This window comes from Haloferula luteola (assembly GCF_014201715.1).
In the GTDB taxonomy this organism is placed as follows: domain Bacteria; phylum Verrucomicrobiota; class Verrucomicrobiia; order Verrucomicrobiales; family Akkermansiaceae; genus Haloferula; species Haloferula luteola.
Map to the genome: position 1 here is coordinate 1 of NZ_JACHFD010000038.1, position 25,518 is coordinate 25,518.

General features: G+C 57.4%; 25 protein-coding genes. 16 read left to right on the forward strand and 9 right to left on the reverse strand.

All coding sequences use genetic code 11. The features are described 5' to 3' along the window. Positions 1–156 (forward strand): transposase domain-containing protein (locus tag HNR46_RS21610; protein WP_184019735.1); only part of this gene is annotated, 156 nt, incomplete at its 5' end. Positions 157–178: 22 nt separating this feature from the next. On the opposite strand, the gene HNR46_RS19740 is transcribed toward HNR46_RS21610, so the two are convergent. Genes HNR46_RS19740 through HNR46_RS19750 form a run of 3 tightly spaced genes read right to left on the reverse strand, consistent with a single transcriptional unit; the run spans position 179 to position 2,252 of the window. Beyond that, a complete protein-coding gene (locus HNR46_RS19740) occupies positions 179–1,075 on the reverse strand; it encodes a type IV secretory system conjugative DNA transfer family protein (protein WP_184022309.1) in 897 nt (298 codons plus the stop codon). Then, positions 1,072–1,527, reverse strand: coding sequence for a hypothetical protein (locus tag HNR46_RS19745; RefSeq protein ID WP_184022311.1), 456 nt, complete (start codon positions 1,525–1,527; stop codon positions 1,072–1,074). Before HNR46_RS19745 ends, HNR46_RS19740 begins: the two co-directional genes overlap by 4 nt. Next, complete coding sequence (locus HNR46_RS19750) at positions 1,527–2,252, reverse strand: nucleotide-binding protein (protein WP_184022313.1); 726 nt, start codon at positions 2,250–2,252, stop codon at positions 1,527–1,529. Before HNR46_RS19750 ends, HNR46_RS19745 begins: the two co-directional genes overlap by 1 nt. Before the next feature lie 290 nt (positions 2,253–2,542). On the opposite strand from HNR46_RS19750, the gene HNR46_RS19755 reads away from it, so the two are divergent. Continuing rightward, complete coding sequence (locus tag HNR46_RS19755) at positions 2,543–2,830, forward strand: hypothetical protein (protein ID WP_184022314.1); 288 nt, start codon at positions 2,543–2,545, stop codon at positions 2,828–2,830. An 85-nt stretch (positions 2,831–2,915) separates the two neighbouring features. Next, on the forward strand, positions 2,916–3,446 hold the full coding sequence (locus HNR46_RS19760; RefSeq protein ID WP_184022316.1) for a DUF6082 family protein: 531 nt from the start codon (positions 2,916–2,918) through the stop codon (positions 3,444–3,446). On the opposite strand, the gene HNR46_RS19765 is transcribed toward HNR46_RS19760, so the two are convergent. Then, on the reverse strand, positions 3,428–3,676 hold the full coding sequence (locus HNR46_RS19765; RefSeq protein ID WP_221285299.1) for a hypothetical protein: 249 nt from the start codon (positions 3,674–3,676) through the stop codon (positions 3,428–3,430). The genes HNR46_RS19760 and HNR46_RS19765 overlap by 19 nt on opposite strands. 47 nt (positions 3,677–3,723) lie before the next feature. Between HNR46_RS19765 and HNR46_RS19770 the strand changes: the two genes are divergently transcribed. Together HNR46_RS19770 and HNR46_RS19775 are read left to right on the forward strand one after the other, a co-directional pair. After that, positions 3,724–4,302 (forward strand): tyrosine-type recombinase/integrase, encoded by a 579-nt coding sequence (locus HNR46_RS19770; protein ID WP_184022320.1) that lies wholly within the window; start codon positions 3,724–3,726, stop codon positions 4,300–4,302. 124 nt (positions 4,303–4,426) lie between these two features. Continuing rightward, positions 4,427–4,696: a helix-turn-helix domain-containing protein gene (locus tag HNR46_RS19775; RefSeq protein ID WP_184022322.1), complete on the forward strand. Its 270-nt coding sequence runs from the start codon at positions 4,427–4,429 to the stop codon at positions 4,694–4,696. Positions 4,697–4,815: 119 nt separating this feature from the next. Here HNR46_RS19775 and HNR46_RS19780 read toward each other — a convergent pair whose 3' ends face one another. From HNR46_RS19780 to HNR46_RS19790, 3 genes are all read right to left on the reverse strand, one after another. Beyond that, a complete protein-coding gene (locus tag HNR46_RS19780) occupies positions 4,816–5,673 on the reverse strand; it encodes an endonuclease (protein WP_184022324.1) in 858 nt (285 codons plus the stop codon). Continuing rightward, positions 5,625–6,035: an HNH endonuclease family protein gene (locus tag HNR46_RS19785; RefSeq protein ID WP_184022326.1), complete on the reverse strand. Its 411-nt coding sequence runs from the start codon at positions 6,033–6,035 to the stop codon at positions 5,625–5,627. The genes HNR46_RS19780 and HNR46_RS19785 overlap by 49 nt, the downstream gene beginning before the upstream one ends. A gap of 367 nt (positions 6,036–6,402) precedes the next feature. Beyond that, entirely contained in the window at positions 6,403–6,669 is a 267-nt protein-coding gene (locus tag HNR46_RS19790; protein WP_184022328.1) for a hypothetical protein, read from the reverse strand. A 291-nt stretch (positions 6,670–6,960) separates the two neighbouring features. Between HNR46_RS19790 and HNR46_RS19795 the strand changes: the two genes are divergently transcribed. The 5 genes from HNR46_RS19795 to HNR46_RS19815 all read left to right on the forward strand — a co-directional run bounded on the left by HNR46_RS19795 (position 6,961) and on the right by HNR46_RS19815 (position 9,668). Then, on the forward strand, positions 6,961–7,242 hold the full coding sequence (locus HNR46_RS19795; protein WP_184022329.1) for a hypothetical protein: 282 nt from the start codon (positions 6,961–6,963) through the stop codon (positions 7,240–7,242). Between the two features lie 509 nt (positions 7,243–7,751). After that, positions 7,752–8,108 (forward strand): DUF2958 domain-containing protein, encoded by a 357-nt coding sequence (locus HNR46_RS19800; RefSeq protein ID WP_184022331.1) that lies wholly within the window; start codon positions 7,752–7,754, stop codon positions 8,106–8,108. A 113-nt stretch (positions 8,109–8,221) separates the two neighbouring features. Then, positions 8,222–8,494, forward strand: coding sequence for a FitA-like ribbon-helix-helix domain-containing protein (locus HNR46_RS19805; RefSeq protein WP_221285300.1), 273 nt, complete (start codon positions 8,222–8,224; stop codon positions 8,492–8,494). Then, positions 8,491–8,916, forward strand: a complete 426-nt coding sequence (locus HNR46_RS19810; RefSeq protein ID WP_184022333.1) for a type II toxin-antitoxin system VapC family toxin — start codon at positions 8,491–8,493, stop codon at positions 8,914–8,916. Before HNR46_RS19805 ends, HNR46_RS19810 begins: the two co-directional genes overlap by 4 nt. Before the next feature lie 362 nt (positions 8,917–9,278). Then, the gene (locus HNR46_RS19815) at positions 9,279–9,668 is read left to right on the forward strand and encodes a hypothetical protein (protein ID WP_221285301.1); all 390 of its coding nucleotides are present in this window, start codon (positions 9,279–9,281) and stop codon (positions 9,666–9,668) included. Between the two features lie 82 nt (positions 9,669–9,750). On the opposite strand, the gene HNR46_RS19820 is transcribed toward HNR46_RS19815, so the two are convergent. After that, complete coding sequence (locus HNR46_RS19820; RefSeq protein ID WP_184022337.1) at positions 9,751–10,143, reverse strand: type II toxin-antitoxin system VapC family toxin; 393 nt, start codon at positions 10,141–10,143, stop codon at positions 9,751–9,753. Further along, positions 10,140–10,397, reverse strand: a complete 258-nt coding sequence (locus HNR46_RS19825) for a type II toxin-antitoxin system VapB family antitoxin (protein ID WP_184022339.1) — start codon at positions 10,395–10,397, stop codon at positions 10,140–10,142. Before HNR46_RS19825 ends, HNR46_RS19820 begins: the two co-directional genes overlap by 4 nt. A gap of 395 nt (positions 10,398–10,792) precedes the next feature. Here HNR46_RS19825 and HNR46_RS19830 point away from each other — a divergent pair, with 395 nt between their 5' ends. The 6 genes from HNR46_RS19830 (at position 10,793) to HNR46_RS19855 (ending at position 25,185) form a co-directional block, all read left to right on the forward strand. Next, entirely contained in the window at positions 10,793–11,110 is a 318-nt protein-coding gene (locus HNR46_RS19830; protein ID WP_184022341.1) for a hypothetical protein, read from the forward strand. Continuing rightward, a complete protein-coding gene (gene mobF, locus HNR46_RS19835; protein WP_184022343.1) occupies positions 11,107–12,450 on the forward strand; it encodes a MobF family relaxase in 1,344 nt (447 codons plus the stop codon). Before HNR46_RS19830 ends, mobF begins: the two co-directional genes overlap by 4 nt. Then, positions 12,440–12,733, forward strand: a complete 294-nt coding sequence (locus HNR46_RS19840) for a hypothetical protein (RefSeq protein ID WP_184022344.1) — start codon at positions 12,440–12,442, stop codon at positions 12,731–12,733. The genes mobF and HNR46_RS19840 overlap by 11 nt, the downstream gene beginning before the upstream one ends. Before the next feature lie 899 nt (positions 12,734–13,632). After that, positions 13,633–14,865, forward strand: coding sequence for a hypothetical protein (locus tag HNR46_RS19845; protein ID WP_184022345.1), 1,233 nt, complete (start codon positions 13,633–13,635; stop codon positions 14,863–14,865). Between the two features lie 239 nt (positions 14,866–15,104). Further along, the gene (locus HNR46_RS19850) at positions 15,105–23,942 is read left to right on the forward strand and encodes a pectinesterase family protein (RefSeq protein WP_184022346.1); all 8,838 of its coding nucleotides are present in this window, start codon (positions 15,105–15,107) and stop codon (positions 23,940–23,942) included. 169 nt (positions 23,943–24,111) lie between these two features. Continuing rightward, complete coding sequence (locus tag HNR46_RS19855; RefSeq protein WP_184022347.1) at positions 24,112–25,185, forward strand: hypothetical protein; 1,074 nt, start codon at positions 24,112–24,114, stop codon at positions 25,183–25,185. Positions 25,186–25,518: the final 333 nt, after the last annotated feature.

A 25,518-nucleotide genomic window follows, 5' to 3' on the forward strand; every position in this document is an offset into this window, starting at 1 on the left:
GTTGAGAACTGTCGGCGGCTGGGCATCGACACCCGGGAGTATCTTGAGGACGTGCTCACCCGACTGCCGGCAATGAAAACCAGCGAGGTCGATCAGCTCGTCCCGGGGAACTGGCTGCAAGCACAACAGGGAAAACGAGCACGGAAGGCTGCCTAATAACCGCTGCCGCCAAGAAAAATCAAACGGCGGCACAGACCACGGTTACGCTTCCGCGATCAAGGTGACTGAAGGAAAAGGTGTTCGGCTTTTCGCTGCAGAAGACCGCCGCCACATCCTCATTGAGGTAGAAACCGAGGAAGGTCTTCAGGGTGCCTTCCACCCCTTCCTTTTGCTCGTGGGCGCGGATTTGGGTGAAGGTGGTTTCCAGGAACTCCGCCAGTTCGTGATGGCCATGGTTGTCGGGGAAGCGGCGGAGACGCTTGACCGCATGTTTGGCGGTTTCAGTCGAGGTGAGGAGGGCATAGGCCCGAGGGATGGTCACCGGTTCACCCAATGCCTCAAGGGTTTGAAATGCGTGGGTGAGAGCGAGCTGGGCCATTGGCGCGAAGAACGGGTGCTGTCTGGCCGAATTCATGCTCCCGGCAATGTCGGTAATGAACTTGGCGTGGGTGCTCCAAGGCAGGGAGCGATCGGAGAGGAGGTTGTAGCGATGCTCCGGTTCCCAGCGTGTCGAACAGTCCGGAGGACGGACTTGGAGGTGGATCAGGTCCTGAGAGCGCCCGTTGTTTTCAAGGAGATCTGTCATGAACCGATGCTCGTCACCCTTGACGCCGAGAACCAAACCGCCCCAGTCGGGAACACGGCGGGAGAGATCCACGAGCAAAGGCTGGAAGCCGCTCGTCGTCTTGCCGCTTCCGGTGTCGCCGGTGATCAGGATGTGACGGCAGAGTTCTTCACGGGTCCAGGTCAGCCGACCGGATCGAAGGATGATTTTGCGCGGCTTCGGCCAAAGGACGACGCCGTAACCGGCAGCCGCACCAAGGGCGAGAACCAGCCAGCAGGTAGGGGAGGGGTAATGAAGGGCCGCAAGCGCGCTCGCCATCAGCATTCCGAGTCCCCAAGCAAGGCGTCTCATGCTCCGAATCGGGTGAGAAGTTCAGGGATACCGAGAGCCAGTGCCGCCCCAAGGCCGGTGTAAAGGGCGCATCGCCCCATGTCGAAATGCGCCCTTTGCTGCGGCTGCGTGCCACGGGTGGCTCGCATGAGGAGCTGTTCATGAGCCTCAAGCCGTTGAACGATTTGCTTCAAATCGTCATAGGATGGGACCGATTCGCGGACGGCGTCTTTGAGAAGTTCTGCGAGTCCTTCCTGAGAGCCCTCCGCCGGCGTCGCCCCGGCAAGGATGCGGCGAATCTCCCGCGGCACCTCTTTCCAAAGCAGAGTCATCAGACCCACTGCTTCGAGCATCTGAAGATATTCGTCATCCTCCGGGACGCTGCGGAACCGCGCCGCCATCGCCAGGAAGCGAAGTTTGCGCTCCGGTGGGAGAAGCTCCGCCACCGCTTCGAGCGTGTCGGTCGCGGACATCAGTGGGGAGGCAGAAGAATATTCGATGCACGCTCAAATCCTTCGAACATGCCCCGCTGGTAGCGCTTCGCGCGGAACAGGTTCTTCGACAGCTTGAAATAGGGAGTGTCCACCGTTCCGTCGATGACCTGTTGCAAGGTGGCCGACCGGTTGCGAAGCTCGGCCTGAAACTCCTGAATGCGCGAGCCCATGATCATGATCTGAGGAGAGAAGGCTTCGATGAAGCGCTTGGTTGCGGGCTCCGCCGTCCAGTAGATGAAGTCACATCCGGGTTCCCTGAACTCATTGAGGACGATCAAATACTCGACGCGGTCCTGAAGGTGATCGGCCCACTTGAGGATCGATTGCACGGCACCGGCCTCGTTGGTGGTGACGCCGATGGACGTGAAGGAAATACCGAAATCGGCCGCGTCATTGAAGGCCTCGTCAAACCAGCGATAGGTGGCTTCGCCCGCGCCGGCACCGAGATCCGCCACCACCAGGCCATTGGCATTCTGGTCGCAGACGTCGAAGAATTCGTCGAGCGCGCCTTCCCGGTGGACGTCGATCTTTCGCGCCTGCGGGTAGAAGTTTTTCAGGCCGCTCTTGTTCGTGTTCTCGATGTCGAAGTCGAGCAGAGCAGGCTGGAGACCTTGCTGCTCATACCAGGCGATGAGCGAGAGGGTGACTTCGGTTTTGGCGACGCCACCTTTGCCGCCTTGGGTGAATACAACTCGTGTGGACATGGTCGGATCGGGGTTGGTTCCCGTCCTTTCATACGCGGAAGCATTGCGATCGGCCCGATGAAGTGGTCTAGCCCGGTGAGGTTTTCGTCGAGGCTTCTCTCAATCGATTCCAAGTCAGGCATCCTTGCCTGCCGACCGTCGCGATTTCGCACGGCTTGGGTCGAGGTCAATGGTCTTCCGCCGCTGGCGCGGTCTCCCGAGAAGACCGTGACCTCAGGCGACCCCTTCCGTGCCCTCGCCAGGTCAACGGCCGGCAATGAAGCTGGCCCGAAACTCAAAGGAGAAATCTCATGACGAAAACCTCAAACCCAGGACCGGTCGACACCGGTCGATTTGGCAGCATCCGCGTCGCCGTGTGGGAAAACCAAAGCCAGGATGGGCGAACCTACCACTCCCTCGACCTCGAGCGATCCTACCGAGACAAGGACGGCGCGTGGCAAAGCCAGAACCTCAGCCTCCGCGCCAACGAGATCGCCAAGATCCGCGGGGCACTGGATCAGGTCTATGCCGACCTTCACCTGCTTCCGGCACTTCAGCGCTCGAGCGCGACCGAGGAACCCATGGACGCTTCGGACTAGCCGTCTCTGGCGATCCCTCCGATTCACCCCGGAGGGATTTTTCCAATCTGCTGGCCGGTTGATCCCGGTTTTCGAATCCGCTACAATGCCAACGGAGATCAATCGCAGCAGCGACTGCGGGCAAGGGAGAGGGGCATTGGGGATACCAGAATGGATCGCGATAGTTTCAGTGGTCGTCGCTCTCGCGTCGGTGGCCGTTCAGCAGCACTGGACACGCCAGCAGGCAAAGGCCGATGCAAGAGCGAGGCAGTATGACCGCACGACGAACCTGCTATTCAAGGCTATCGACAACCCCGACCTTTTGGACTCCATCAGTGGCGGTTCGTGTGAGGATCAGCGTAAAAGGCGCTTCCGGCAAATTTGGATCAATCACACGATGGTGATATTCGATCAAAGGCACCTTTTCACTCGCTCGGAGTGGGCATGCACCGTCGAGGATATCAGGGACTTCATGAGTGCATCTGAGATCCGCAGGCAGTGGGAGCAATTTGCCGAATACTACTCCGCAGATTTCCGTGATTTCATCAATCGGGAGATCTACAAAGAATGTGAGGGATGCTCCACGAAGGAGCCTCCCTCAAAGCCAGACGACGAGCTTCAAGCTTCGCCGACCTGAGCCGCAATTTTTCTAAGAGTGAGCAAGGGGATCGCGACGAAATCCTCGCCCTCCGGAGCCGACAGGTTCGCCCGCTCCTCTTGCTTAAGCTTCTTACCTTGGACGTAGGCGTTGCCGTTGTCCGCGATAATGAAGGCGGGGCATTGCCCGCCGCTACACAGCGCGTCCATCGGGCCGTTTTCTCCCAGAATTCTTCGGATAGTCATGATTTTCAGTGGGTAGTAAGGCACGGCAGAACCTGTTAAAATGTGAACAGTATACGCAATTTCGTTGATGCATGATTGGTGAGACCTCCTTGTTTGACCCCGCCGGAAACCGAAAATACCTGAACCCCCGAGAGAGGATGGACTTCTATCGTGCCACCCATCTTCTGACCGAGCCGGCTCAGCGAGCCTTCTGTCTCACCCTGTTCTACACAGGATGCCGAATTTCCGAGGCACTCAACCTCACTTGGAAGAGTGTGGATCTTGGCGAGGAGACTTTGGTTCTTCGAACGCTCAAACAGCGCCGCGACGATCGGTATCGTGCGGTTCCCGTTCCTCCGGAACTGCTCACGCTACTTGAAGCCCGCCCGTCTGAGGATTCAGCAGATTCGCCCATCTGGAAATTCTGTCGTGCCACCGGGTGGAAGCTCATTCGATCGCGAATGGCGGTCGCTGGGCTGTCGGGAATCAGAGCGACCCCCAAGGGTCTGCGGCATAGCTTCGCGATCACCTGCATCCAAAATCAGGTGCCGCTTCCCACCGTGCAAAAGTGGATGGGTCACGCTAGAGTAGAGACGACCGCCATTTACTTGGACTTCGTTGGTGAGGATGAGCGGCAATGGGCCCGGCGAATTTGGAACACGATGGTATGAACGCGCAAAAGCGGCTTGATTCTACCACTCAATCAGGGCTACTTTTGGGGCGCGACAGAATTGCGTATTCTGTTTACCGTCAAAGGAAAAGGAAGGGCTCCGCTGGGAGCAGGGGAGAGGTGCAATGGATCAATTGTCAGGGGACCGTTGTCCGGAGGATTTACGGACGATCAATGCGGTGGTCGGAATGATGTTCCGGCATTTGCGGGAAGGGGCAGGCTACTCACGCGACGAGGTGGCCGCATGCCTTTCGATGCACGAGGACGAAATCGACCTCCTCGAAACCGGTGAAATGCCGGTTTCCGTCGCACGGCTCTATCTGGCTGGGAAACTCTTCGGGGTAAAGATCAGCGCCTTTTTCGCGCCCTACTACCATCCGGATCAATTTACATGAGGCCCTGAGGAATCCAGAGGGCATTGGATGGTCAATATCCTGAGCGATTGCCTGATCCGAAAAGGTTTGGATGCGTCGGTTGGCCGTTATGCTGTTGCTTCAATCACAGCGAACCTGCATCAGGGAGGGAGGTGGGTGATCCGCATGCGCCAAAAAGCGGGAGGTGTTCCGATCGGCTGTTCGAGGCGTAATGTGGTTGCGTCGCCTTCGTCGGCAACCGGAGTAATGTTCGGATTCATCGGAAGCCAATGGGTCAGATCCATGCTCATCTCCCATGAGGTCGCGATACTCGACAATACGAGGTCGTTCACCTGTCGATAGGTGATCGTGAATAGATCCTGCGATGCCGAAACTTGGAATGTAGGGGCGTTGATGGGGTTGAGAGGATCGGTCCGAAGGACAAATTCGATGAGGTTCTCAAAGCCGTCTTCGTCCGGGTCGGAAGTAAGGCCTGAAACGTGATCTACATCGAGCTGATCGATGGCGAAGAACATGACCTGCCATTTAGCCCAGGTAAGAACATCCGACTCGAGAAATGCTGCGTCAGCCAATTGAGGGTAATCAACGAAGGGATTCCGGTTGTGCTGCCCGTAGAATCCGGTAGCGGTCAAGACCCCTTGAAAGATGGATTGGTTGCGAGCCTGCTCTCCAGCGAGAGGAGGGTAGTGGCGGTTCCAATTCAGCAACACGGACAGCACCCCCATTCGGTTCGAGGCGGAAGAGGGGATCTCATCTAGAGTCAGATCCGTCGTATTGGCATCGCTACCGTCATACCGCACTGCCATGTAGAAGCAGGCTCTCGCGACAATGCCCTTGTCTTGCCCGGCAGGCTCCCACGAGTCGGAATCGGAACTGTTCTCAGGGGAAATGCTGTTGTGGGTGGCGTTCCCCGAGGACATGTCGAAGAAGAGGTTCCCCCGCGCCCCGTTTACGGCCGCGTTGGCAGGCCAAAGATTGTGAAGATCGGAGTTGTCCACTCAGCTCGTGCCGAGCGCGGCCACAAATGTTCCCGATTCCAAGCATTGGATCCCGATGAGCCGATCAACTGCTTATCCATCGAAAAGTCGGAGTAGATCAGCTCGAGGTTATTTGGGTTCTGCTGATCTTCATCGATCACTCGCATCACCTCATCGGTGCTTCCGTAGGGGATGGACGTATGATCGTCGATGATCTGATGGAGCGCAGCCATCAGGTCGGATCCGGTCAGTCCATGGGCTGTCTCGTAATAGCCGGCAGGCGGCTGGGCACGGATCGATTCGAAAAGGAAGACACTAACGATCCCCAGCCACCGCAGGGTTCCAAGAATCTTTCGAAACGCTTGCACGACCTTACTCGTCACGAAGAGATGACTCTGGGACCGTGGCCTCATTGCCGCTGAGAATGCCAAGGCCTGGTCGAACACGCGCTTGAAAAAATCCGCCAAAATTCGTGGGTGGTAAGGTTTGCCAACAAGAGCAGGGGCTGCCGGATCGAAGAATCCGCCGATCTAAGAATGGCCCGGTGGTATTTGCCCGGCTGATCCGATTCTAGGTAGATCCTGATTTCTTAGTCTAGCTCTCACCGGAAATGCGGAGGCAGGGGAAGCCATTCGGGTTCCGTGCGGATCAAGTCCTACGGCGGAACAAATCTTGGGTCCTACCGGAGGACGACCACTCCGCCAGCGCAGCAAGAGTTGAGACACGATGAAAGGCATCCGGTGGCGGGGCTTAGGAGACTCGTTGCCAAACCCAGGAAGAGTCGTGAGGTCTCGGAGAGTGGCAGCGACGGAACTGCCAAATGGGCCTGCTCGGATCAAAACCCCTCACATTGAAGGGACTGGAGCCACGACTCCCTGAAGTCTGAGGCTGATAGGGCTGGGGATCCCGATGGTATTTCCATTCCGGCACCAAAGCCGCTTCCTCGAAGTCACCCACCCGGCATTCGGCGAGTGGCATGCAACGCGGTTGGAAGACCGTATCAGGACGGGCTGTCATGCGTTCACATGAACAGTTTGTGGTTCTCCGGTCAATCCGAACCTTTGCCTCTGCGAGTTTTCCGAACTTGGCTGGTGGGTTGAAGTCAGCGATGAGAGCCGCTTGATCGGGCTTTTGCGCCCACCCCTGTCCGCCGACCGCCTCAATCCGACACAGAACCGGTCGCGGTCAATGGTCTTCCGCCGCTTCGCGGTCTCCCGAGAAGACCATGACCTCGTTCGACCGAACCCGTGTCCGATGGCGGTCAACGGCCGACAGGGAGTCGGCCCCCAACCACGAAAGGAGTCTATCATGGCTAAAAAACTCAACCCCCAACCCATCCACAAGGTCCGCTTCGGACACATCCAGGTTTCGATCTGGTCCAACACCGACGCCGAAGGCACCACCTTCCACACCTTGTCCTTGGAACGGTCCTACCGCCTCGGCGAGGAATGGAAATCCCAAACCCTCACCTTGCGACCCAACGAAGTGGCGAGGGTCACCGGTGCCCTGCAACAGGTCTATGCCGACCTTCACTTGCATCCCGACTGCGCTTCGAACCCGGCTCGAGAGCCCCTACAACGGAGCGCTTGATTCTCCCGGCAGCAGGCCTCGATCTTCGGATCGAGGCCTGTTCTGTGCTTTCTCCACTCGGGGGAACCTTTGAGGGATCGATCGTCTCTTCGGAGGCTCAGGAATGAAAAGGGTTTTGGAGGGGAATGCCTTCCCCTGACGGCTACTGCGTGCGCCGCCACCCCTTCTAGCGGGGACACCCCGCAACGCCCCGCCGCCGCCCTGCCACGACACCGGAGGCTCCTCGGTGCGCTCGTGCCTCGCTGCCCTCCGGGCTTCCCGTGTCACCGCCACCCCGCCGCTGAGTCAGCCTCCGAACCCGGAAGCCGGGATCGGGGGAAGGGGGGAGGAAGCTAAGGGGCGTTGCCCCTCGCGCGCGCAACAAAAACAGACGGGACCGTGGCTCGCTGCGCTGCGCCCGCACCACTCCCATCGGTTTTTATGGCGCTTGCTACCCCCATCCTCGCCGGAGGGCAGGTTTGCATATCGCAAACCCTTCCCACTGGGGAAGACAACGAAAGGAACGTAAAATGAAACTTTTCACTCAACCCATCCTCCGCCAACTGGCTACCAACGGACGAGCTCAAGAGGCCGTGCGGGGCACCCCAAAGGAGATCGACTTCGAACCGGTGGTGAAGCTCTTCACGCCGGACGCGGGAGCAATCTGGCTTTTGACCGAAACCTGTCCGCATGACCCGGACATCGCCTTCGGCTTGTGCGATCTCGGGCTGGGTTTGGCGGAACTCGGTTCGGTGCGGCTTTCGGAGTTGGCGGCCGTCAGCGGGAATTTCGGCCTGCCCGTCGAACGGGATCGATGGTTTCAAGCGAAAGGAACTCTCAGCGAGTATGCGCAAGAAGCTCATCGGACGGGTCGGATCGTCGCTTAAATTCCAGCCGAAAGGCCGCCCCCGGGCGGCCTTTCTTTAGGCGTCGTGGATGGGGGCCAGCGAAGCTCTCCGGAGTTCCGCCAAACTTGACATCAATGATTGCATCCGATACAATGATGGCAGAGAAGGAGTCGATTATGGCCAACATCACCATCCGGGATTTGCCCGACCAGACCAAGGAGACCTTGCGCGTGCGCGCCGCGCAGCAGGGCGTTTCCCTGGAGGCATTTGTCCGCCAGGTTCTGCAGGAAGCCTCGCAGGCGCGCCGCCCGAAGGCCGCCGGCCTGTTCGAGCTTTCCCGCGAGTTCTTCGGCAGCGGCCGGGGAGTCGAACTTGAGCTGCCGCCCCGTCATTCCCGCCGTCCCGCCGTGGATTTCGATTCATGATCATCCTCGACACCAACGTCGTTTCGGAACTCATGAAGGCCGCGCCGGATGAGCGGGTTGCCGCCTGGCTGCAGCGCCAGCAAACGCTCCACCTTGCCATCACCACCGTCACCATCGGTGAGATCCAGTATGGCATCCGGCTCCTTCCGCGGGGCAAGAGGCGCGACGGTCTGGAGAAGGATTTCGCCGCCTTCGTCGCACGCGGCTTCGAAGGTCGATTGCTCGCCTACGACGAGCCTGCCGCGGTTGCCTACGGGGATATCGCCGCACAACGCAGGAAGAAGGGCTACGAAATCGACGCGGTGGACCTCATGATCGCTGCCATGGCCAAGATCGCCAACGCCTCGGTCGCCACCCGCAACACCAAGGATTTCGTAGGCTGCGGGCTCAAGTTGATCGATCCTTGGCAGAGCAATTCCTGAACCTGGCATCGGCTCGCTGCCGTTGCCTGAAGAGGGATGTGATTTCGCTGCCGACGCTATTTCTTCCTGCGATACCCTCTGGCCGCCTGCCGAAACCCTTCTGGATGGCTCCGCCACGTCCCTCCGCTTTTTGTGATACCTTCGAGACCCAGTCTGTCACTTTCCCAGTCAGCAGCCGAATGGCCTCACCGGTCGCGGTGATCCTCACGCGGAACCATGAGTCCGCGCCAACGCCCTTCCGCCGCTTCGCGGTCTCCCGAGAAGAGCGTGGTCACGGCCCCAGAACCCGCATGACCCCGCGCCTGTCGGCAGGCAATTCCGCCCGCTGACCGAAACGAAAGGAGACAGTCATGGGACTGGACATGTATCTCACCGGACAGGTCGGTGTGTGGAGCTTCAAGCACAAGGAAAGGATCGAGTATCGTGACGGATACCGCGTCAAATGCCGCGAACTCGATCTCGGCTACTGGCGCAAGCACCCGAACCTTCACGGCTTCATCATCGAGGAGTTCGCCAAGGGTGAAGATCTCTGCCAGCAGGTTTACCTTGAGGCGGGCGATATGAGGCGGATCATCGCCGCGATCCAAGAGGATCAACTTCCCTACACCGAAGGGTTCTTCTTCGGCCAAAGTCAGAACGACGAGGACGAAAAACGGGAAGCCATTGAAACCTTCACCAAGGCCATCGCCTGGCTAGAAGATTCCCCCGATGAGGTGGAATGGAAGTGCGTTTACTACCAGGCGAGCTGGTAGCTCTTGGATGCCGCTCGTGCGAACGGGCGGCATTCTCTGAGTTCATTGCCTGACACGAGATCCCTTCCAGGCGCTCGGGGACTCATCGCCACAGCTTCAGGTCGGTGTGCAGGAAGTCGTTGCCCTTGAACAGCAGGGGTAAGTCGCTCTCCTTCGCAAGGGCATAAGCGAAGCAGTCGCCGTAGTTCAGGCGCGCCTTGTGGCCGGAGCCTCGTCCAAAGAGCCGGTTGGCAATCCGGGCCGTCTTAGCCTGAGACACAGTGACAGGGACGATCTCAAGCTCCAGGGTGGCAAGCAGTTCGTCGAAGGCTTGGCGGCCTGCCTCGTTGAACGCTCCGTCCACCCTCAGGCAGATCTCCAAATAGTTGGCCGCGGAGAGGCGAGGATGGTCTGCCCGAAGGATGGCGTCGATGAAGGTGTCCTGCTCAGGCTCCTCCAGAAAAATGGCCAGGATGGCTGAACTGTCGACGATCATGCGTCCTCCCGCGGCAAGCCGCTTTCGTCGTAGAGATCCTCATCGGTGAGAATCTGTCCGATCATGTTCTCCCGGATCCTCTGGGTGAGGGCATGAACCTGAGCCTTGCGCCGCTCGTATTCGCTCTCCTTCCGGAGGCGGGTAAGTCGTTCCTGGACCGCCTTGCCGATCGCTTCGGTGATCCCTTCTCCTGTCAGTCCGGCCAGCTCCCGCACGAGGGAGTCGGTCGTTTCGTCGCGTATGCTGATGGCCATTTCTATTCTTCTATACAATTTGTCTATACGTATAGAATACCCGAACTTAAGCCGCTCTGTCAAGGGGGCTCCCGGCGTTCTCTGCTTCTTTGCTGGCCTTCCTCCATCAGCGATCGTACCTCTGATTTCGCTCCACGGGGCTCCTCCTTACGGAAACCAGACCGGTTTCAGGCCGAGAAACCAGACCGGTTTCAGGCCGAGAAACCAGACCGGTTTCAGGCCGAGACACAATACCCTAACGCTGCGCGTTAGGATTTCCAAGGTGGCGGCAAGGTTCGTTCCAAGCTCGATCCAAGGTTCATGCAAGGGTGATCCAAGGTGGCGGCAAGGAGTCCTCCAAGGCTTGGGCAAGGTTCTTCTGGGCCGGCAGAGGACCGCTTCCGTATGGTGAAGTGATGTCCTTCGAACCCCATCGTTCACCAAAGGTCAGTCGGCTTGAACCTTGGCGCCGCGAAGTCGCGGAGATGCGTTCCGTCAATTGGCCATTTCAAAAGATCGCGACTTGGTTCGCCGAACGGAACGTCACGATCAGCACCGAAGGGGTTCGCCAGTTCTGCAAGGTCCGCGGCATCCGCAAGGCGTCTCCAAGCATGGTCGAAGCCCCAGTTGCGACCGCAAGGTCGAAGGCGGCCGAGCCGCTTCCTCCTGCCGCCAAGCGCCACAAGAAGTTCCACTACGAGGGGAACGGACCCATTGAGGCTTCACGCTCATGATCACCGTTACCCAAATTCGGGGCGGTGCTGATTACATGGGCCGCCACTTGTCCATGAACGATTACTACTCCGAGCATGAGCGTGTGGTCGGCTACTGGCAGGGCGACGGTGCGGAACTGTTGGGGTTGAAGGGGCAGGAGGTCACAAGTGAGAGTTTCGAGGCGCTGCGAGCGAACCGCCATCCTCAGACGGGTGAGAAGTTGCGTCCTCGTTCTGCTCAGGTGGCTTTTCATGATTTTGTCATCTCAGCTCCGAAGTCGGTCAGCATCGTGGCGGTGACGGGAGGGGACGAGCGGCTGGCCGCTGCCTATGAGGATTGCGTACAAAAAGCTTTTGAACGGCTGGAGGCAATGGCTGCGGTGCGCCGTCGCCAGGGAGCCTTAGTGCGATCCGAGGATTTGGCGGTGACCGGTAATGGCGTGGCGGCGGTTTTCCACCACAATACCAGTCGGATGCTGGATCCCCAACTTCACTCCCATCTTGTGTTCGCGAACTTGAGCTATGATCCGGAGCGCGGAGGCTGGTTCGCCTTGCAGCCCAGGCTCATGGCTGAGGCAAGTGCTCGCAGCATCCGTGGTCAATTTCACCGGGATCTTGAACGAGCCTGCAGGGACCTTGGGTATCGTACGGAGAGCGTGGGGGAGTCGTTTCGACTGGCGGATCTGAACCCCTCCCACGAACGACACATGAGCCAAAGGGCGATTCAACGAGAGTTCTTTGAGCAGCGCTACAGGGAACTCTTTGGAACATCCCCTGACAAGAAGCGGGTGGAGCAGTTCATCAAGGATCGGAAGCAGGCCGCTACCCAACGTTTTGAGCGCGAGTATCACGCTTTCTTCGGACGTGCCCCTTCCTCTAAAACGACTGCGGACTTCGTTCGTGACTGGCGGTCGGACAAGATGGCCACGAGTTCGGTCAACAAGGTGCAGGCCTTGCAGCAGCAACGGCTCGGAGCTGAAGGTTGGGAAGATCTGAAGCGGCTGGTGAGAAGAGCGAAAGCCACTGCGCACAGCTCAGCCGAGAACACGGGCGAGAAGGTGATCGAGCAAAGCGTCAAGAAGACAACCCAAGCCCACGCACTCACGAACGAAGTCACGGTTTCGGGGGAGAAGCAGCATGCGGCAATCACCGCTGGGCAGTCTCCATCAGCAAGCCCGGCCCAAGGTCCAAATTCGCGAACGAGCGGGAAGCTCCACAACGGGAAGACGGTCTCACTGGAGGCGCGAGAGGCCTTGCGCCGCTACCGGCGGGGGATGGCGCTGGCGGCAGCCATGAGGGGACATCCCCAGGCACTGCTCCGAATCCAACTTCGCGCCCAACGTCGTCGCCATGAAAGTTAGGCAATCAACCTGCTTTGACATCGAAGTGGGGACACCCACCCTCACGGTCGAGCTGCCGGGCAAACAGCAGATGCTCCCGTGGTCCTCCTTTCTTGGCGGCGATTGGGAAGGGAACTGCATCCGGCTTCGCTTCACGGGATGGGAACTGATCCTGCACGGTCGCGAGCTGCGAGAACTCTGGCGGGAACTCCAGCTTCAGGATGTAAGGGCGGTGAGGACCCTGCAGGAGGTGGAAGAGGGAGATTGTGAGGTGGAAAGGATGAATATTCGTTCGTGTGAATAGAAAGAATTCGTCATCGCTGCAGCGGGTTATTGGCGGGGCAATCTACGTGTGGAGCCATTGATTGAGCGAGTGTCTCTGCGGTCAAGGGCGGGATGTCTCGGGTGGGTTATCCTTCGGAAGGTCGATGAGACAAGTGATCTTGAGGATCCAGGCGGCGAGGTTGTCGGCGACTTTTCGATGCTGAGGATCAGGTCGGAAACACCGACTGCGGCGGAGTCCATCCACCATTATAGGGTAATCCGGGGTTTTAGTGGGTCGAATGAGAGAATCCCGAATTCCGAGGGGTTGCGGGATCGCTTGGCGACGGGCCTCAAGTCCCCTGAACCCTCGCCTCGCAACCTTCGTTAGAACGTCGAGGCGAGACCTTGAAAACAAGGCTATCAGGGGGCTTCCCCTCGCCAAAGGTTGTCCTCACCCCCTGAAATCCGGGAAAGAGCCGCGCGTCTCAAGCGGCCTGGAACCAGAACCCGACCCACTAAAGCCCCGGAAGACCCCCTTTATCCACTGGACCAAATCGAGTAGTGAAGCGAGCATGGGGCATTCGAATTGGAACCAATTGCTATGGCGTTTCAGCGCGGCATCGGCCCGGCCGGACTGTTTCCAGGCGGAGAAGTCGACCAAATGTGCCAGGGTTGAGCATACAGATTGAAGAGGGTCACCGAGCCCGTCTTCTTCAGGGGGAATATTGGTGATCATGGTAAACCAAGCGTCTCGCAGCAGAGGCAGATTTCGATAGCGAATCTTTCGAAAACGTCAGAACAAATCACTCCATCGCGACCCGAGAAGCATTGACGTCTCGCGGTGAGGAGCCCTATCTCAAGCACATCATGCGGTATGGGCTGCTCGTTCTAATTGATCGCGAAGAGGCATCCGTAAGAAGCAAATTTCACCAGCTTGATATGAAACACCAACGCAACGCGCTTATCGTAAGACTGTTCCATTGTAATCTGTGCCAGGCGAGCCTTGGCCTAGTGGCCTTGGGGCTCGTATCTTTCGCGGGGGTGGCGCAGGCGAATCCCGTGGTGATCCAGGATACAGGCATTCCGGGTAAGTGGGCTGAGATTGCCTACCAGGCAGGTTCGAGCGGCAATCCTGACGTGTTCGAAGCGTGGCAAACGACCCAAGGTGCTTGGGTCTGGTGGTCCGGGGGGGAGAATTCAGTGCCCGTCCGCTACGCCATGTCGGTCAACGAAAATAACACACTGAGCTTGTTTGAAGACTCAAGTAACAATGAGGTGGCCATTGATTTTGTTCCGGGTGACGGATCCTCAGTCGAGCCGAGTATTTTGATAGGCGGTTCACCAGTCGTCACAGAGTCGGAACTCGATGGACGCGACTATCTTCCGAGGGTCGCGGGGACTGGTGCAACAGCGGGAGGAAGTGCCTATTTTGCTCTCGGAGATGCCGCCTCCGCCTCCGGGACCCGATCGCTTGCAATTGGCGATGGAGCGGTGGCAGATGGTACGGATTCGTTGGCTCTAGGGGCGGGGTCAGACGTGGGCGAATATGGAGAAGGTAGTGTGGCTTTTGGGGGAGGGATCGTCAACGCGGCCTACTCAATGGCTTTTGGAGCAGGCCAGTCGTATGGAGCCTATGGGCTTGCGACAACAGGAGGTGTGGTTTTGAACAATTCCGGGACGGCCATCGGTGGACTTGATACTGATTTCGGCAATTGGCCCGGAAGCGTGGCCAGCGGACTCGGCTCGGCTTCGATCGGTGGTATCGGCAGCAGGGCGGATGGTTTTTCGAGCTTTGCCTCGGGCTTCTGGACCAAAGCAGTGGCCTCCCATTCAGTGGCATTGGGGTCTTTGAATATAGCAGACGCCTCTAGTTCGACAACGACATGGGTTGAGACGGATCCTTTGTTCGAGCTGGGCAACGGAAATGCCCCTCGTGCCTCCACCGAGCCTTCATCAGCTAGCCGCTCGAATGCCATCGCCACCTTGAAGAATGGGCAGACGACCCTCGAAAACAAGTTCTGGGATTCTACCGCACCGAAGGAGATTCCAGCGAACGCCACCGAGGCAAGTGGAGGGACGGCACTTGTGGTCAAGGGGCATACCCGACTTATGGGGAACGTGGTCATCGATCAGCCCCAAGGTGACATCCTGCTGGGAATCTTTGGCGAATGAGGGACGGTCCGTCCCCGGAATCGAATTTTTTGCTCAAGGGTCCCCTTTCCATTATTAAATAGATGAAGGTTTCTCGCCACGTCGTATTAGTGGCATTATTTGGCTATTTGCCTAGCAGTTCAGGGTCGGAAACCATCGGAAATGAGCCGTACTGGTGGCGGGATGGGGACCCGCCGGTAATTAGTGCGTCCGCTGAGCCAAACAATAATGGACTGGCCTGCATTGGGCAGGCCAAGTGGATGGCCAAGAGAGGCCTCGCCGCATTGGCCGACGTCAGGCCGAGTACCGCTCAGGCGATTGAGGGGGATTTAGTCGGCGCAGGAAAGCCGATCCCGACTTTGACCGCACCCAGCCCAGTTACTCAGGAGTGGCTGGAAGTTCAGAAGGCACCGCTGACCGTGGGAGCACTCAAGGCAATTGCTGCGCCCTTTTATGATCATCTTCATGAGGACATCCCACAATGGCTACGTCAACAGCGACTCCAGAACGGCACGTTACCATCTGGAATTCGGCTCGGAGCGGGGAACGTCTATCCTGCGCCCTATGGCAAGTATCCTTGGACGTCAGTTACGACGGACGATGCAAACTCCGCGCCGGCGACCATTTCTCAGCTGAAGGCCGTCTTCGCGCTGCGTTTCGAAACATGTGCCGAGGACTCTGACGGCGATGGTCTCGTAGATGAATGGGAGTACGAGCAATTCGATACCTTGAGTCAGAACAGTGCGGGTGATTTTGATGGCGACGGTTTCAGCAACCTTGAGGAATACCTGCGTGCCTCGTCTCCCGTGGATCCGAATGACGGCGACTCTGACGCTGATGGCCTGCCGGACGCCTGGGAGATCGCGCAGTTCGGAAATCTCGATGAGAGCGGCACCAATGATCCTGATAACGACGGCCTCACGAACTTTGAGGAAAGAGCCCTGAACACAGATCCTGAAGTGGCAAATGCGGCCCTGGCGGACACGGACGACGATGGCCTGCCGGACGTCTATGAGGCAGCCCATGGTCTCCAGGTCACCATGGATGACAGCCTCGAGGATGCGGATGGCGACCGCTTCCCGAACATCTTCGAATACAAGAATGGTGCGAGCGCCTCCGATTTCGAGAGCAGGCCGCAGGTGGATCTCGTGGTGGACAAAGCCCGAGGAGCGGAGAGTGCTACGGACAATATTTTTCCGACGATTTCGGCCGCCGCGGACTCCGCTATGTATGGAGACTTGGAGGATCCCGAGTCTGTTCTCAGGTCCTACCAGACGATCTTCATCAGGGCCGGGACATACCCGGAACATCTTTTCCTCACGAATATCCCGCTTCTGCTGCTTGGTGAATTGAGTGCGACGGCGGGCCCTGTGGTCATTGCAGGGGATGACTTCTCCACGGTGTACCTCGAGCATGTCGCGGTTCTGGATGGCCTGGTAATCACCCACATGGTGGGGAAGCCGGGGCGCGGTGTTGATGCTACGTTCTACGATTGGGATCCGGAGAATCCTTTTCCAGCTACCTTCAAGAAACGACGTCTCGTCAATTGCGTGATTCGCGGGAACACGGGCGAGTACGGCGGCGGGATCGAAATCCAGGGCGCGGATGTCTCGATGGTGCATTGCACCGTGACGGGCAACGCAGCCGATGGCACCACTCCGGGCATCAACGTCTGGAACAACGGCAGCCTTACATTGTTGAATTCGATCGTTAGTGGTAATAACAGCAACCTTGCCAATCCGGATGCCCGTCAAGTATTCGTGGAGAATGGTTCGATGCTGAACATGTCAGCAACGTGGCCGAACCTCATCACGGACGAAAATACTGACTCTGTGCCGGGATGGCTGGATTCTCTCGATCCCGCCCTCGTCCCCGGCGGATGGCTCGCCTTCACCTCGGGTGCCATTGATGCAGCAGGTGCCATTGGCTCATCTCCCGTAATGAGGGATCTCAATGGTGAATTGCGCCATGTAGCGGTGCCCGACATCGGTGCTGATGAGTATCTGGATGAGAACCTAGTGACGGATGCCGATGGCGTGCCGGATTGGAAGGAAGGTCCCGACGATTTCGATGCACTGTCTGCATTTGCGGAGTATAATATCCACGGATCGGATCCCTTGATCACCGACACCGATGGTGATGGAATGAACGACGGCGGAGAAGTGGTGAAAGGCCTCGATCCGACGGTGGCGGAGGACAACGATGGTGACGGCATGCTGGATGCGTGGGAACTGGCCCAAGGGCTGGACCCGACGTTCGATGACAGTCTTCATGATTCTGACGGGGACCGAATTCCGAACGTCTTTGAGTTCAAGAATGGCCTGACGGATGCGAGTGATGTGGAGAGCGTGCCGGAGATCACCTTCCATGTGAACCCAGCGTCCGGAAATGCGGTGCCGGATGACAACATCTTCGCGACCATCTGGGAGGCGCTTGATGCTGTTTCATTCCGGGATGAGGATGAAGATGGCGAGCCGGACCCCTATCCTATTATCCTGGTTCATGCAGGAGTCTATGAGGAGACTATAGAGTTGAGCGATGTACCAATCCTGATGCTAGGTGAATTGGGCGCGGACGCGGGACCGGTGCAAATCCTGGGGCATCAGACGGGAACTACCGTGACGATCAACACCTCGTCGGTCATGAACGGCTTCATCATTTCGCACAAGCCGGGATTCACCGGGAGCGGCGTCGCGTTCGTCCTTGATTCCTGGCGTGACCCGATCCCGGCCAGGATGGTGAACTGCATCGTTCGCCAGAACACCTCGCTCCTCGCGGCGGGGATCTCGGTGTCGAATTTCGATCTGGGCATGGAGCACTGCACTGTGACCGGGAACACATCGACGTGGTTCTGGCCCGGCATCAATGTATATAGCGGCAATCTCTCCCTAGCGAACTGCGTGGTCAGCGGAAACATCGGAGCGCCGACGACCACGAACAACAAGCAGGTCGATCATGGTGGGACAGCCACGGTCACCCTGTCCGAAGGCGCCCCAAGTTTCATTAGCGATACTCCCGCTAACCCGACTTCCGGTTGGATCAGCGAGGCTCCGGGCATTGCTCCCACCGGCTTCGCCACGGGAAAATACTCGCGCTGCGTGGATAGCGGCCGAGCGCTCTCCACGAGCCAGGTGCTCCAAGATATTCAGGGTGAGGTGCGGCCTTCGGGAGACGCTCCGGACCCAGGGGCCGACGAATTCCTCGTTCCTTCCGACGCGGATGGCGACGGACTGCCGGATGATTGGGAGGACTACTACGGATTGAATATCGAGGATGACGTTAACGGGATTCTCGATAGTGATGGCGATCGCGTACCGGATCGTTGGGAATACGAGCACGGTACTGATCCTCTAGACCCTGAATCGCGCGTTCTGGCGCATTGGGTCGTAAACCCTGCCTTGGCGGGCACTGGCAACAACGTCGCCACCATCCAGCAGGCGATCGACAATGCACCGGAACTGGGCGACACGATATCCCCCCATGTGGTGATCGAGGTGCGGCGCGGAGTCTATGCGGAGCATGTGGTGATTCCCGCGAACAAGCGGGTGGTCTTGTTGGGAGAACTCGGCTATCCAGAGACGGAGATCAGCGGACCGAGCCCGCATGATCCCGTTCTGAAGATCGAGGGCAGAACCTTTGTGGATGGTTTCCGGATCAGCCGCAGCGGGAGGCCCATGGTGGATGAGCGGAACGCGAGAGGCATTCAAATCACCATGGGTTCGGATCAGGGGCTGGTCGCGCTGTCGAACCTGTTGGTGCACGGGCATTGTGCGGACCGGGGCGGTGCAATCTCGGTGAACTCCGGTCGGATCAAGATCAAGCATGTCACCGTCTTTGGCTGCCTCTCGAATCATTACGGAAGCGGGCTGTCAGTAGGTAGCGGCGCGAACGTGGAAATCCACAACTCGATCTTCCAGGGACTTCCCGGTGACAGCGTCGTGATTGACAAGGATCCTGATGCCGTCATCAGCGTTTACGATTCCTTCATCCAAGGAGGCTGGTTCGGAGCAGACGGCTCGGATCCGGAACTGACACCGCGCGGATGGATCCGCAAGGGATCCCCTGTGATCGACGCCGGCGGTGTCGCCGGATGCCCGGCCGATATTCACAATGATGTCCGGACGGGTCCAGCCGATGTGGGTGCCGATGAGTATGTGGATGCGGACGACGACGGGCTGCCAGATTGGCTGGAGGACATCGGAGTGACCAATCCGAGTGCGGACAATGATTCGGACGGTCTCTCCAACCTTGTCGAATACGAGAGCCACGGTACCAATCCCCTCGCTGCGGATTCCGACGGAGATGGCCTGTCCGACGGCGACGAAGCGAGCGCGCTTACCGATTCCTTCCTGAGCGACACCGATGGCGATGGTATGTCCGACGGCTGGGAAAACCTCCATGGCCTAGACCCGAACGACGCAGGAGATGCCATGGCGGATAGTGATGGCGATCGGATCCCGAACCTATGGGAGTTCAATCGAGGCACTTCTCCAGTCGATGTCATGGATCGGCCTGCCCCGAATTGGATAGTTACCCAAGAGACCTTATTCAGTGGAAACAAAGTCGATAGCATCCAACAAGCGATCGAGAACACCCCAGCTAACAGCTCGGATCCGAACTACTACAGTATCATCGAGGTCCAGCCCGGCATCTATCCGGAGAACGTAGTCATTCCTGCCGACAAGCGGATCACGTTGCTGGGCCAGCCGGGATACCGAGTGGCGGAGATCGTGGGGCTCTCGGACAGCCGCAGGGTGCTTACGATCCATTCTCTGTCCCATGTCGATGGCTTCCGGATTGCCCGGCCCGAGAAGCTGAGAGGAAACGGTTTCAAGAAGTCCGGCGGAATTCATGTTGCAATGACCGATCCGTCACATCAGGTGGTTCTTTCGAATCTGCTGATCCATGGCCACCGAGCCGACAGCGGCGCTGGGCTTTTTCTCCAGTCAGGCCGTGCCCGCTTGCAACACAGCACGATTCACGGGACCGCTGCCTACCTTTCCGGCAATGCGATCCAGCTGACGGAGGGGACGGCAATTGAGGTCTACAACTCCATCATCCACGGGGAGAACGGTCCTGCTCCAGAGCAGATCGCCAAGGCAAACGGCGCGGAGTTCGCGCTTTACAGCTGTTTTGTAAAGGGCGGTGAGTTCTCCGGAAATTCCGCGAATCCAGGCATCACACCCCAAGGGTGGTTGCGTAAGGGCGCGCTTGCGATTGATAGCGGAATGACGTCGAAACCCGACCGTGATATCCACGGTGAAGCGCGAAACTCTGCGGCGGATGCTGGCACGGACGAATTCATCGACAGCGATGATGACGGGCTGCCTGACTGGCTGGAGGCTCTGGGGGTCCATAGCGCGGGCGGCGACGATGACATGGACGGCCTCTCCAACCTATTGGAATTCGAGACCTACGGTACGGATCCGCTTCAGTCCGATACTGATGGAGACGGTGTCGAAGATGGTGAGGAGATCGCTGGGGGAACAGATCCTTTGGATCGCGATTCGGATGGTGACGGACTCAGTGATGGCTTCGAGAACTTGCATGTCACCAATCCCCTAGATCCCGACGAGAATAATAACAACATACCCGATGGCGGCGACGATAGCGATAGCGACGGCGCGACCAATGAGGAGGAAGAAGATGCCGGATCGAACCCGGAGGAAGCCAGCCCGGTGGACGACGCGACTAGGGCTTTCTCAAATTTGACGTTCACGGTCATTCCTCTCGCCACCCTACCCGAAACAGGATGGAGTGACTTCTCTATTGATACGATCTCGGATGCCGGGGACGTATCTTTTACAGAATATCATCATCCGAACGGAGATCCTCATGATTTCTCAAACCTCATAGTCACCCCGCACGGTGTAGCCGCCAACCGGGGCGGCTACTATGCGGTGCCGACCCAACTCCCCGACCTGGACCCTCTCGACCAGTTGGACGGATCCTACACGACGGAGGTGAAGAGTAGATACTCACCTGGGATGGGCTATACGCCTGATCTCTCATTGATCGTTCCCACGCTCGATCACGACGTGATCGCGCCGGTCCGGCCGGGTGACTTTGCAGGATTCACAATCAGTCACCTCGTGCCAGAGTCCGCATATCTCTATGACACCGTTGAAGGAGGCGAGCCGATCTCCGATCTCGTTTTCACCAGTGTGAATATGGCGATTGCGGAGGATGGTAGCCTATTCCTGAAAGCGACGGCCAATCGAACCTATAGCTGGGATTATACTTATGTTTCCGCGACTGGACTCTATCCGAACCCCTCTCCTAAGACCATAACGGAGCTTGGAAAGGCAACCGAGAATTACTACAGCTGGGGACCGGAGGGAGTGAGCCCGATGGTGATCTCCGGGACCTTCACGTTGCCTACCCCCCATCCTACATACACCGGTACACTCTTGCACGGTGCGGGCGGAATGGGTGCTGATGCTTTCGCCATCGTTGACGAGTTCGAAGATAATGAGACTGTGAATTTAACGCTCCGGGCTCGCAGCGGGACCATCGTCGATCTCACTTCAAAAGGAATCGACGGGAATTGGCCCCTTCATACTAGTCGGAACGGTCACATCGTCGAACGCAATCCTGGCGGAGGAGTGCTTTACAATTACAAGGACGATACTGTCGAGAGTCTGCCCGCGCACTTTGCCACCTCGGGTGCGAGTTACTACGTGAATGTCAACGACATCGGGGATATATTGGTAAGTGACGAGGGCCCGGCGCTGGATGTGCTTAGCCGGAAGGTCATTGATCCGGTAACCGAGCAAGGTGTTTGGGTGAAGTGCGAGATCACCTCCGACCGCGTCTCTGGCGGATGGCACCACGTAGATGTTCATGCTCTGGCCAACACTATGAGCCAAGCGCAACAGCTGGAGTTGGAAGGGATGGACCCACCAGCTTATCCGCCAGCTTTCGAGGACGCTCCGATCCCCCTCCTGGCGGGAACTGCCTACCGGGACGGAAAGAAATATCCGGTGTTGCTGATTCCGATTACCACCGATCTCGACATTGACTCGGACAACAACGGCAGCGTCGATTCCTCCAAGGAGGAAGATGCCATCGAGTCCGATCCTGCCTATCCGGGCAAGGTTATCGCCACCTCCTCTGTCACCGGTCAGGATCCTATGGGGATTCCAGACAGCGAGAGCGATGTCAACGAAGTAAGGATCGAGGTGACTCAGCTCCATCCAGAGGATACAATAACCTTTACTTACTCCGGAAGTGATCCTATGGAAACTATTTCTGGAATCGGTTCAAATGGGGACACGATTTATAGCAACGCCCCCGGAGCCCTGAGGCTCTGGAAGAAGCACGAAGGCGGACTGCCGGCTTCCCATAGCGACTACATTGTGCCCGGGCATCCCTATCAGCTGTCCGAACTTGGAATTGTGAGCGGTGAGCCGCAGATCTTCTACATTCAGGCGATCGCAAATGGTCCACTGCGGGAAGAAGTGGTAATCACCACCCAGGTGGGGGCGTATGAGGTTAAGGATACTGTGGTCGTCTCCATTCTTCCGGTGGAGATTCGGCACGTTGATCGCGACGACTACGATGCAAAATGGAATGCCCCCGCTGAGATTAATGCTATCTCTACGAAGGTCTATGCCGGAAGGCTGGATGGCGATATGATCGAGTGGACGATGCCTTACTACGAAGGGTCCGAGTGGGAAGACTTCGAGTGGTATGCGCTCGATCCATCAGGCAACAGGATCGACGGTCCTTCTGGTCCAGGCATCAATACTTGGGCGATCCGGGATTTTGGCAGAACGGCTGATGGATCGGATAGCTACGGTAACGACCCCCAGAATGATAAATGGCTGAAGTGGAGACCGGGGAGGCACAAGGTTATGTGTAAGGTCGGAGAAGTTCCGTTCTTAGTAAGTGATATTGACATAGGGTGGCGGACCGAGGAGGTAGTCGTCATCGGTCAGATTGTGCCGACCATAAGTCATAACGCGGACAAGCCGTCGGGCACCGCTTTGACCGAATGGTCGAAGGCCATTGCAGATGACCTGACTTACGGTCTTGAACCAGGTCGTAGGATTTTCAATCTAGGATACCATCCAACTCATCCGCTTCATCATACAAACAACGAACTTTATGGAAAACTGGAAACGGTGGCTAACTTCTTCCCTGAAAAGATGACGGAGGGCTGGATGGGTCTTTGGTCAAATGGTATTCCGGGCCTTCTCCCACCTGAAATTAAGCTTTTGGCTCCGGGTATTATGGTGCCGCCGGCTTTGCCTCCAGCGTCGAGAGGGCCTTTAACACATTCTTTTGGCACGTCGCCACGTGGTTCTGTAGGAACCATAACCGCTTCGCAGCGTTATTGGATGATTCAGCATACTCTGAATGTTAATTCCGATTTCCCGCTGTTGCCTGATAAGATGGTTCTCGGGAGGCCTGGCGACCCCTCGGATATAAATGAGATAAGACATCAAGAGCAATACCGTATATTTCACCGTTACCAGGCCAAGTTTTTCCTATCCAACGATGGAAAGATCAATGGATCCCGGTATGAGGTCGTAGAAAGCGAAGCAATCGTGGGTAAGACCAAGCTAAATCTCAATTTTGACTGGGCAGAGAATGGGGGGATACCTCGGGGGATCTGGGAGGCTGTAGGTGCACCGGAGGGCGGCCATCCGTTCTTGAAGGAGGCCGCCGAGACAAACGAGAATAATGAGAACATCACTCACGCTCCAGACGGAAGGTCTGTCTCCAGCTTTGCTACAGGGCGCATTGGGGAAAAGGGGCGCTTCTCCAGCTATCGTCTTTTCGGCAAGGACGCGCCTTGGATCTTCTCCGAAATTATTCACGAGGTGCAATCGGATCGTCAGATCAAGTTGAAGGTCCGAACTAGCATCACCAGCGAGTGGGATGAGGCGACCGGGGTCGTATACCGAGCACCGACGGCTCCTCCTACGACTACTGGTAACCATCCGTTCAACAACTTGAACATCTATACCCGTAATCTTCCTGACGGATACGGTAGAGAAATCGAGATAATGATGGATGGACATCTCGCACCTTTCGTCGAAAGCACAAGCGGGGCTTGGCCCGAACCTCCGATCCCGCCTTCACTCCGATAGAATGACTACAAAGAGAGGAATTAGGACTTTTGGAGGTATCCTTGTTTGCGCGTGCGTGTGCGTGTGCGTTGGCGTGGGAGTATTTCTGTGGCAGAGAACGGATTCTGAGCTGTCGAAGCTAGAGGGGCCCGCCGCCCCGACGTCAAATTACCCGAAAGTCAGCCGTGGCATGATGGAACGCGCAGAACGTGTTGAGATGCGCAATAGCATCCACAATAGGAGGCGACTCCAGGCAGGACTGAATGAGGCGTTGGGCCAGAGGTCGTTCCGTGCGTTCTCAGTGCTCGGTAACGAGCTAATATATAAATATGAGGGAGATCCAAACGAAATTCTTCGGGAGCTAGAGCCCTATCTGAGATCCGCATTTGACGACACCCGTTTTTTGGTTGCCCGACTATTCCTCCAGTGTGGTTTCGAGAGTGATCATGCAGCCAATGTCCTGATAGAGCTAACGAGGCGTCCTAAGACGATTGTTGGTCACGTAGACGGTGACGTGATTCGGGATTTTCGGCTCGTCGCTGCGGAGCTGCTGGCGGATTACAGGGTGGCGGAATCCGCAGATGCTATATGGAGTCTCTATCAGAATACGCGGGAACTCCAGCTGCTAGTAAAATTGGCAGAACTACAGGACCAGCGTGCAATTGAGCCGATTTTAGTAAATCGAGATAAGCTTTCTCAGGTAACGCAGGTGACACGTCTATTTGCCGTGTTGGAAATAGATGAGACCAGCGATTCGATGAAGGAGCAATTTGCGCGACTAGCGAACCGAACCGCATCTGAGAGTCCTGAGAAGGTTGACCTTGCTTGGTCTTTATATCATATCACAGCGGAAGCGGAGTACTTGGATTTCCTCATCGAGAATCGCTACCGCGCCAAGGCGAGCAACTACTTGGCTGGAATTGAAGGGGCGGAGGTCGTCCCGGTCTTGGAAGAAATGCTTTACTCTCAAAATGGAAGTCATGAGGCTGCGTTTCTCGGGCTCTACCTGAACCATCGTGATTCACCGGTGCTTAGAAAATACATCCTTGCATGGCTCGATCTTCAAACACTGCCGCGGGTGCACGAGAACGTTCTTCTTCGCATCGCCAGCAAGTTCGACGACCCGGAAATCGATGCTGGGGTAATCAAGTTTTCGAGCGGTTCCTATCGTGATCAGTGGAGATTTTACAAGGAGCATCGGAGAAACTTTCCTCTCTACGACCTGTATTCTGATCGGATCGAGTATTGGGGTGAGATCCGGTGATTATATTGCAATATCTCTCAGTAAAGATCATGAAGGAATTGAGCATGGAGTGAGATCTAGATGAGGCCCTATTGGTCCTTGTTTTAAGCAATAACTGTCCTAAATCCGCCCTCTGCCACTCGGTGGGAGAGATGTCGGTCAGGCGGCTTGGCCGGCTGCGGGCCGACGCTCGGCGGCGATGCGGGCCGGGGTCAGTGCGGCGGCTTGGCCGGCGCATCGTGGGGCAGCCGCTCGAGGACTAGTGCATCGTCCGAAAAGTAGCAGGCATATCAGGTGATGCCAGCGTCTTGGGCGAGCTTGGTTAGTTGGATGATCCGACTGAGCTTCTTCGGG

Excerpts from the sequence above, each read along its gene's own strand:
- HNR46_RS19805 (WP_221285300.1), top strand. The coding sequence starts at position 8,222 with ATGATGGCAGAGAAGGAGTCGATTATGGCCAACATCACCATCCGGGAT.
- HNR46_RS19750 (WP_184022313.1), bottom strand. The coding sequence starts at position 2,252 with ATGTCCACACGAGTTGTATTCACCCAAGGCGGCAAAGGTGGCGTCGCC.
- HNR46_RS19790 (WP_184022328.1), bottom strand. The coding sequence starts at position 6,669 with ATGACAGCCCGTCCTGATACGGTCTTCCAACCGCGTTGCATGCCACTC.
- HNR46_RS19830 (WP_184022341.1), top strand. The coding sequence starts at position 10,793 with ATGTCCTTCGAACCCCATCGTTCACCAAAGGTCAGTCGGCTTGAACCT.
- HNR46_RS19840 (WP_184022344.1), top strand. The coding sequence starts at position 12,440 with ATGAAAGTTAGGCAATCAACCTGCTTTGACATCGAAGTGGGGACACCC.
- HNR46_RS19800 (WP_184022331.1), top strand. The coding sequence starts at position 7,752 with ATGAAACTTTTCACTCAACCCATCCTCCGCCAACTGGCTACCAACGGA.
- HNR46_RS19755 (WP_184022314.1), top strand. The coding sequence starts at position 2,543 with ATGACGAAAACCTCAAACCCAGGACCGGTCGACACCGGTCGATTTGGC.
- HNR46_RS19760 (WP_184022316.1), top strand. The coding sequence starts at position 2,916 with ATGCCAACGGAGATCAATCGCAGCAGCGACTGCGGGCAAGGGAGAGGG.
- HNR46_RS19820 (WP_184022337.1), bottom strand. The coding sequence starts at position 10,143 with ATGATCGTCGACAGTTCAGCCATCCTGGCCATTTTTCTGGAGGAGCCT.
- HNR46_RS19740 (WP_184022309.1), bottom strand. The coding sequence starts at position 1,075 with ATGAGACGCCTTGCTTGGGGACTCGGAATGCTGATGGCGAGCGCGCTT.
- HNR46_RS19775 (WP_184022322.1), top strand. The coding sequence starts at position 4,427 with ATGGATCAATTGTCAGGGGACCGTTGTCCGGAGGATTTACGGACGATC.
- HNR46_RS19745 (WP_184022311.1), bottom strand. The coding sequence starts at position 1,527 with ATGTCCGCGACCGACACGCTCGAAGCGGTGGCGGAGCTTCTCCCACCG.
- HNR46_RS19850 (WP_184022346.1), top strand. The coding sequence starts at position 15,105 with ATGGCCAAGAGAGGCCTCGCCGCATTGGCCGACGTCAGGCCGAGTACC.
- HNR46_RS19770 (WP_184022320.1), top strand. The coding sequence starts at position 3,724 with ATGATTGGTGAGACCTCCTTGTTTGACCCCGCCGGAAACCGAAAATAC.
- mobF (WP_184022343.1), top strand. The coding sequence starts at position 11,107 with ATGATCACCGTTACCCAAATTCGGGGCGGTGCTGATTACATGGGCCGC.
- HNR46_RS19825 (WP_184022339.1), bottom strand. The coding sequence starts at position 10,397 with ATGGCCATCAGCATACGCGACGAAACGACCGACTCCCTCGTGCGGGAG.
- HNR46_RS19855 (WP_184022347.1), top strand. The coding sequence starts at position 24,112 with ATGATGGAACGCGCAGAACGTGTTGAGATGCGCAATAGCATCCACAAT.
- HNR46_RS19810 (WP_184022333.1), top strand. The coding sequence starts at position 8,491 with ATGATCATCCTCGACACCAACGTCGTTTCGGAACTCATGAAGGCCGCG.
- HNR46_RS19815 (WP_221285301.1), top strand. The coding sequence starts at position 9,279 with ATGTATCTCACCGGACAGGTCGGTGTGTGGAGCTTCAAGCACAAGGAA.
- HNR46_RS19845 (WP_184022345.1), top strand. The coding sequence starts at position 13,633 with ATGAAACACCAACGCAACGCGCTTATCGTAAGACTGTTCCATTGTAAT.
- HNR46_RS19795 (WP_184022329.1), top strand. The coding sequence starts at position 6,961 with ATGGCTAAAAAACTCAACCCCCAACCCATCCACAAGGTCCGCTTCGGA.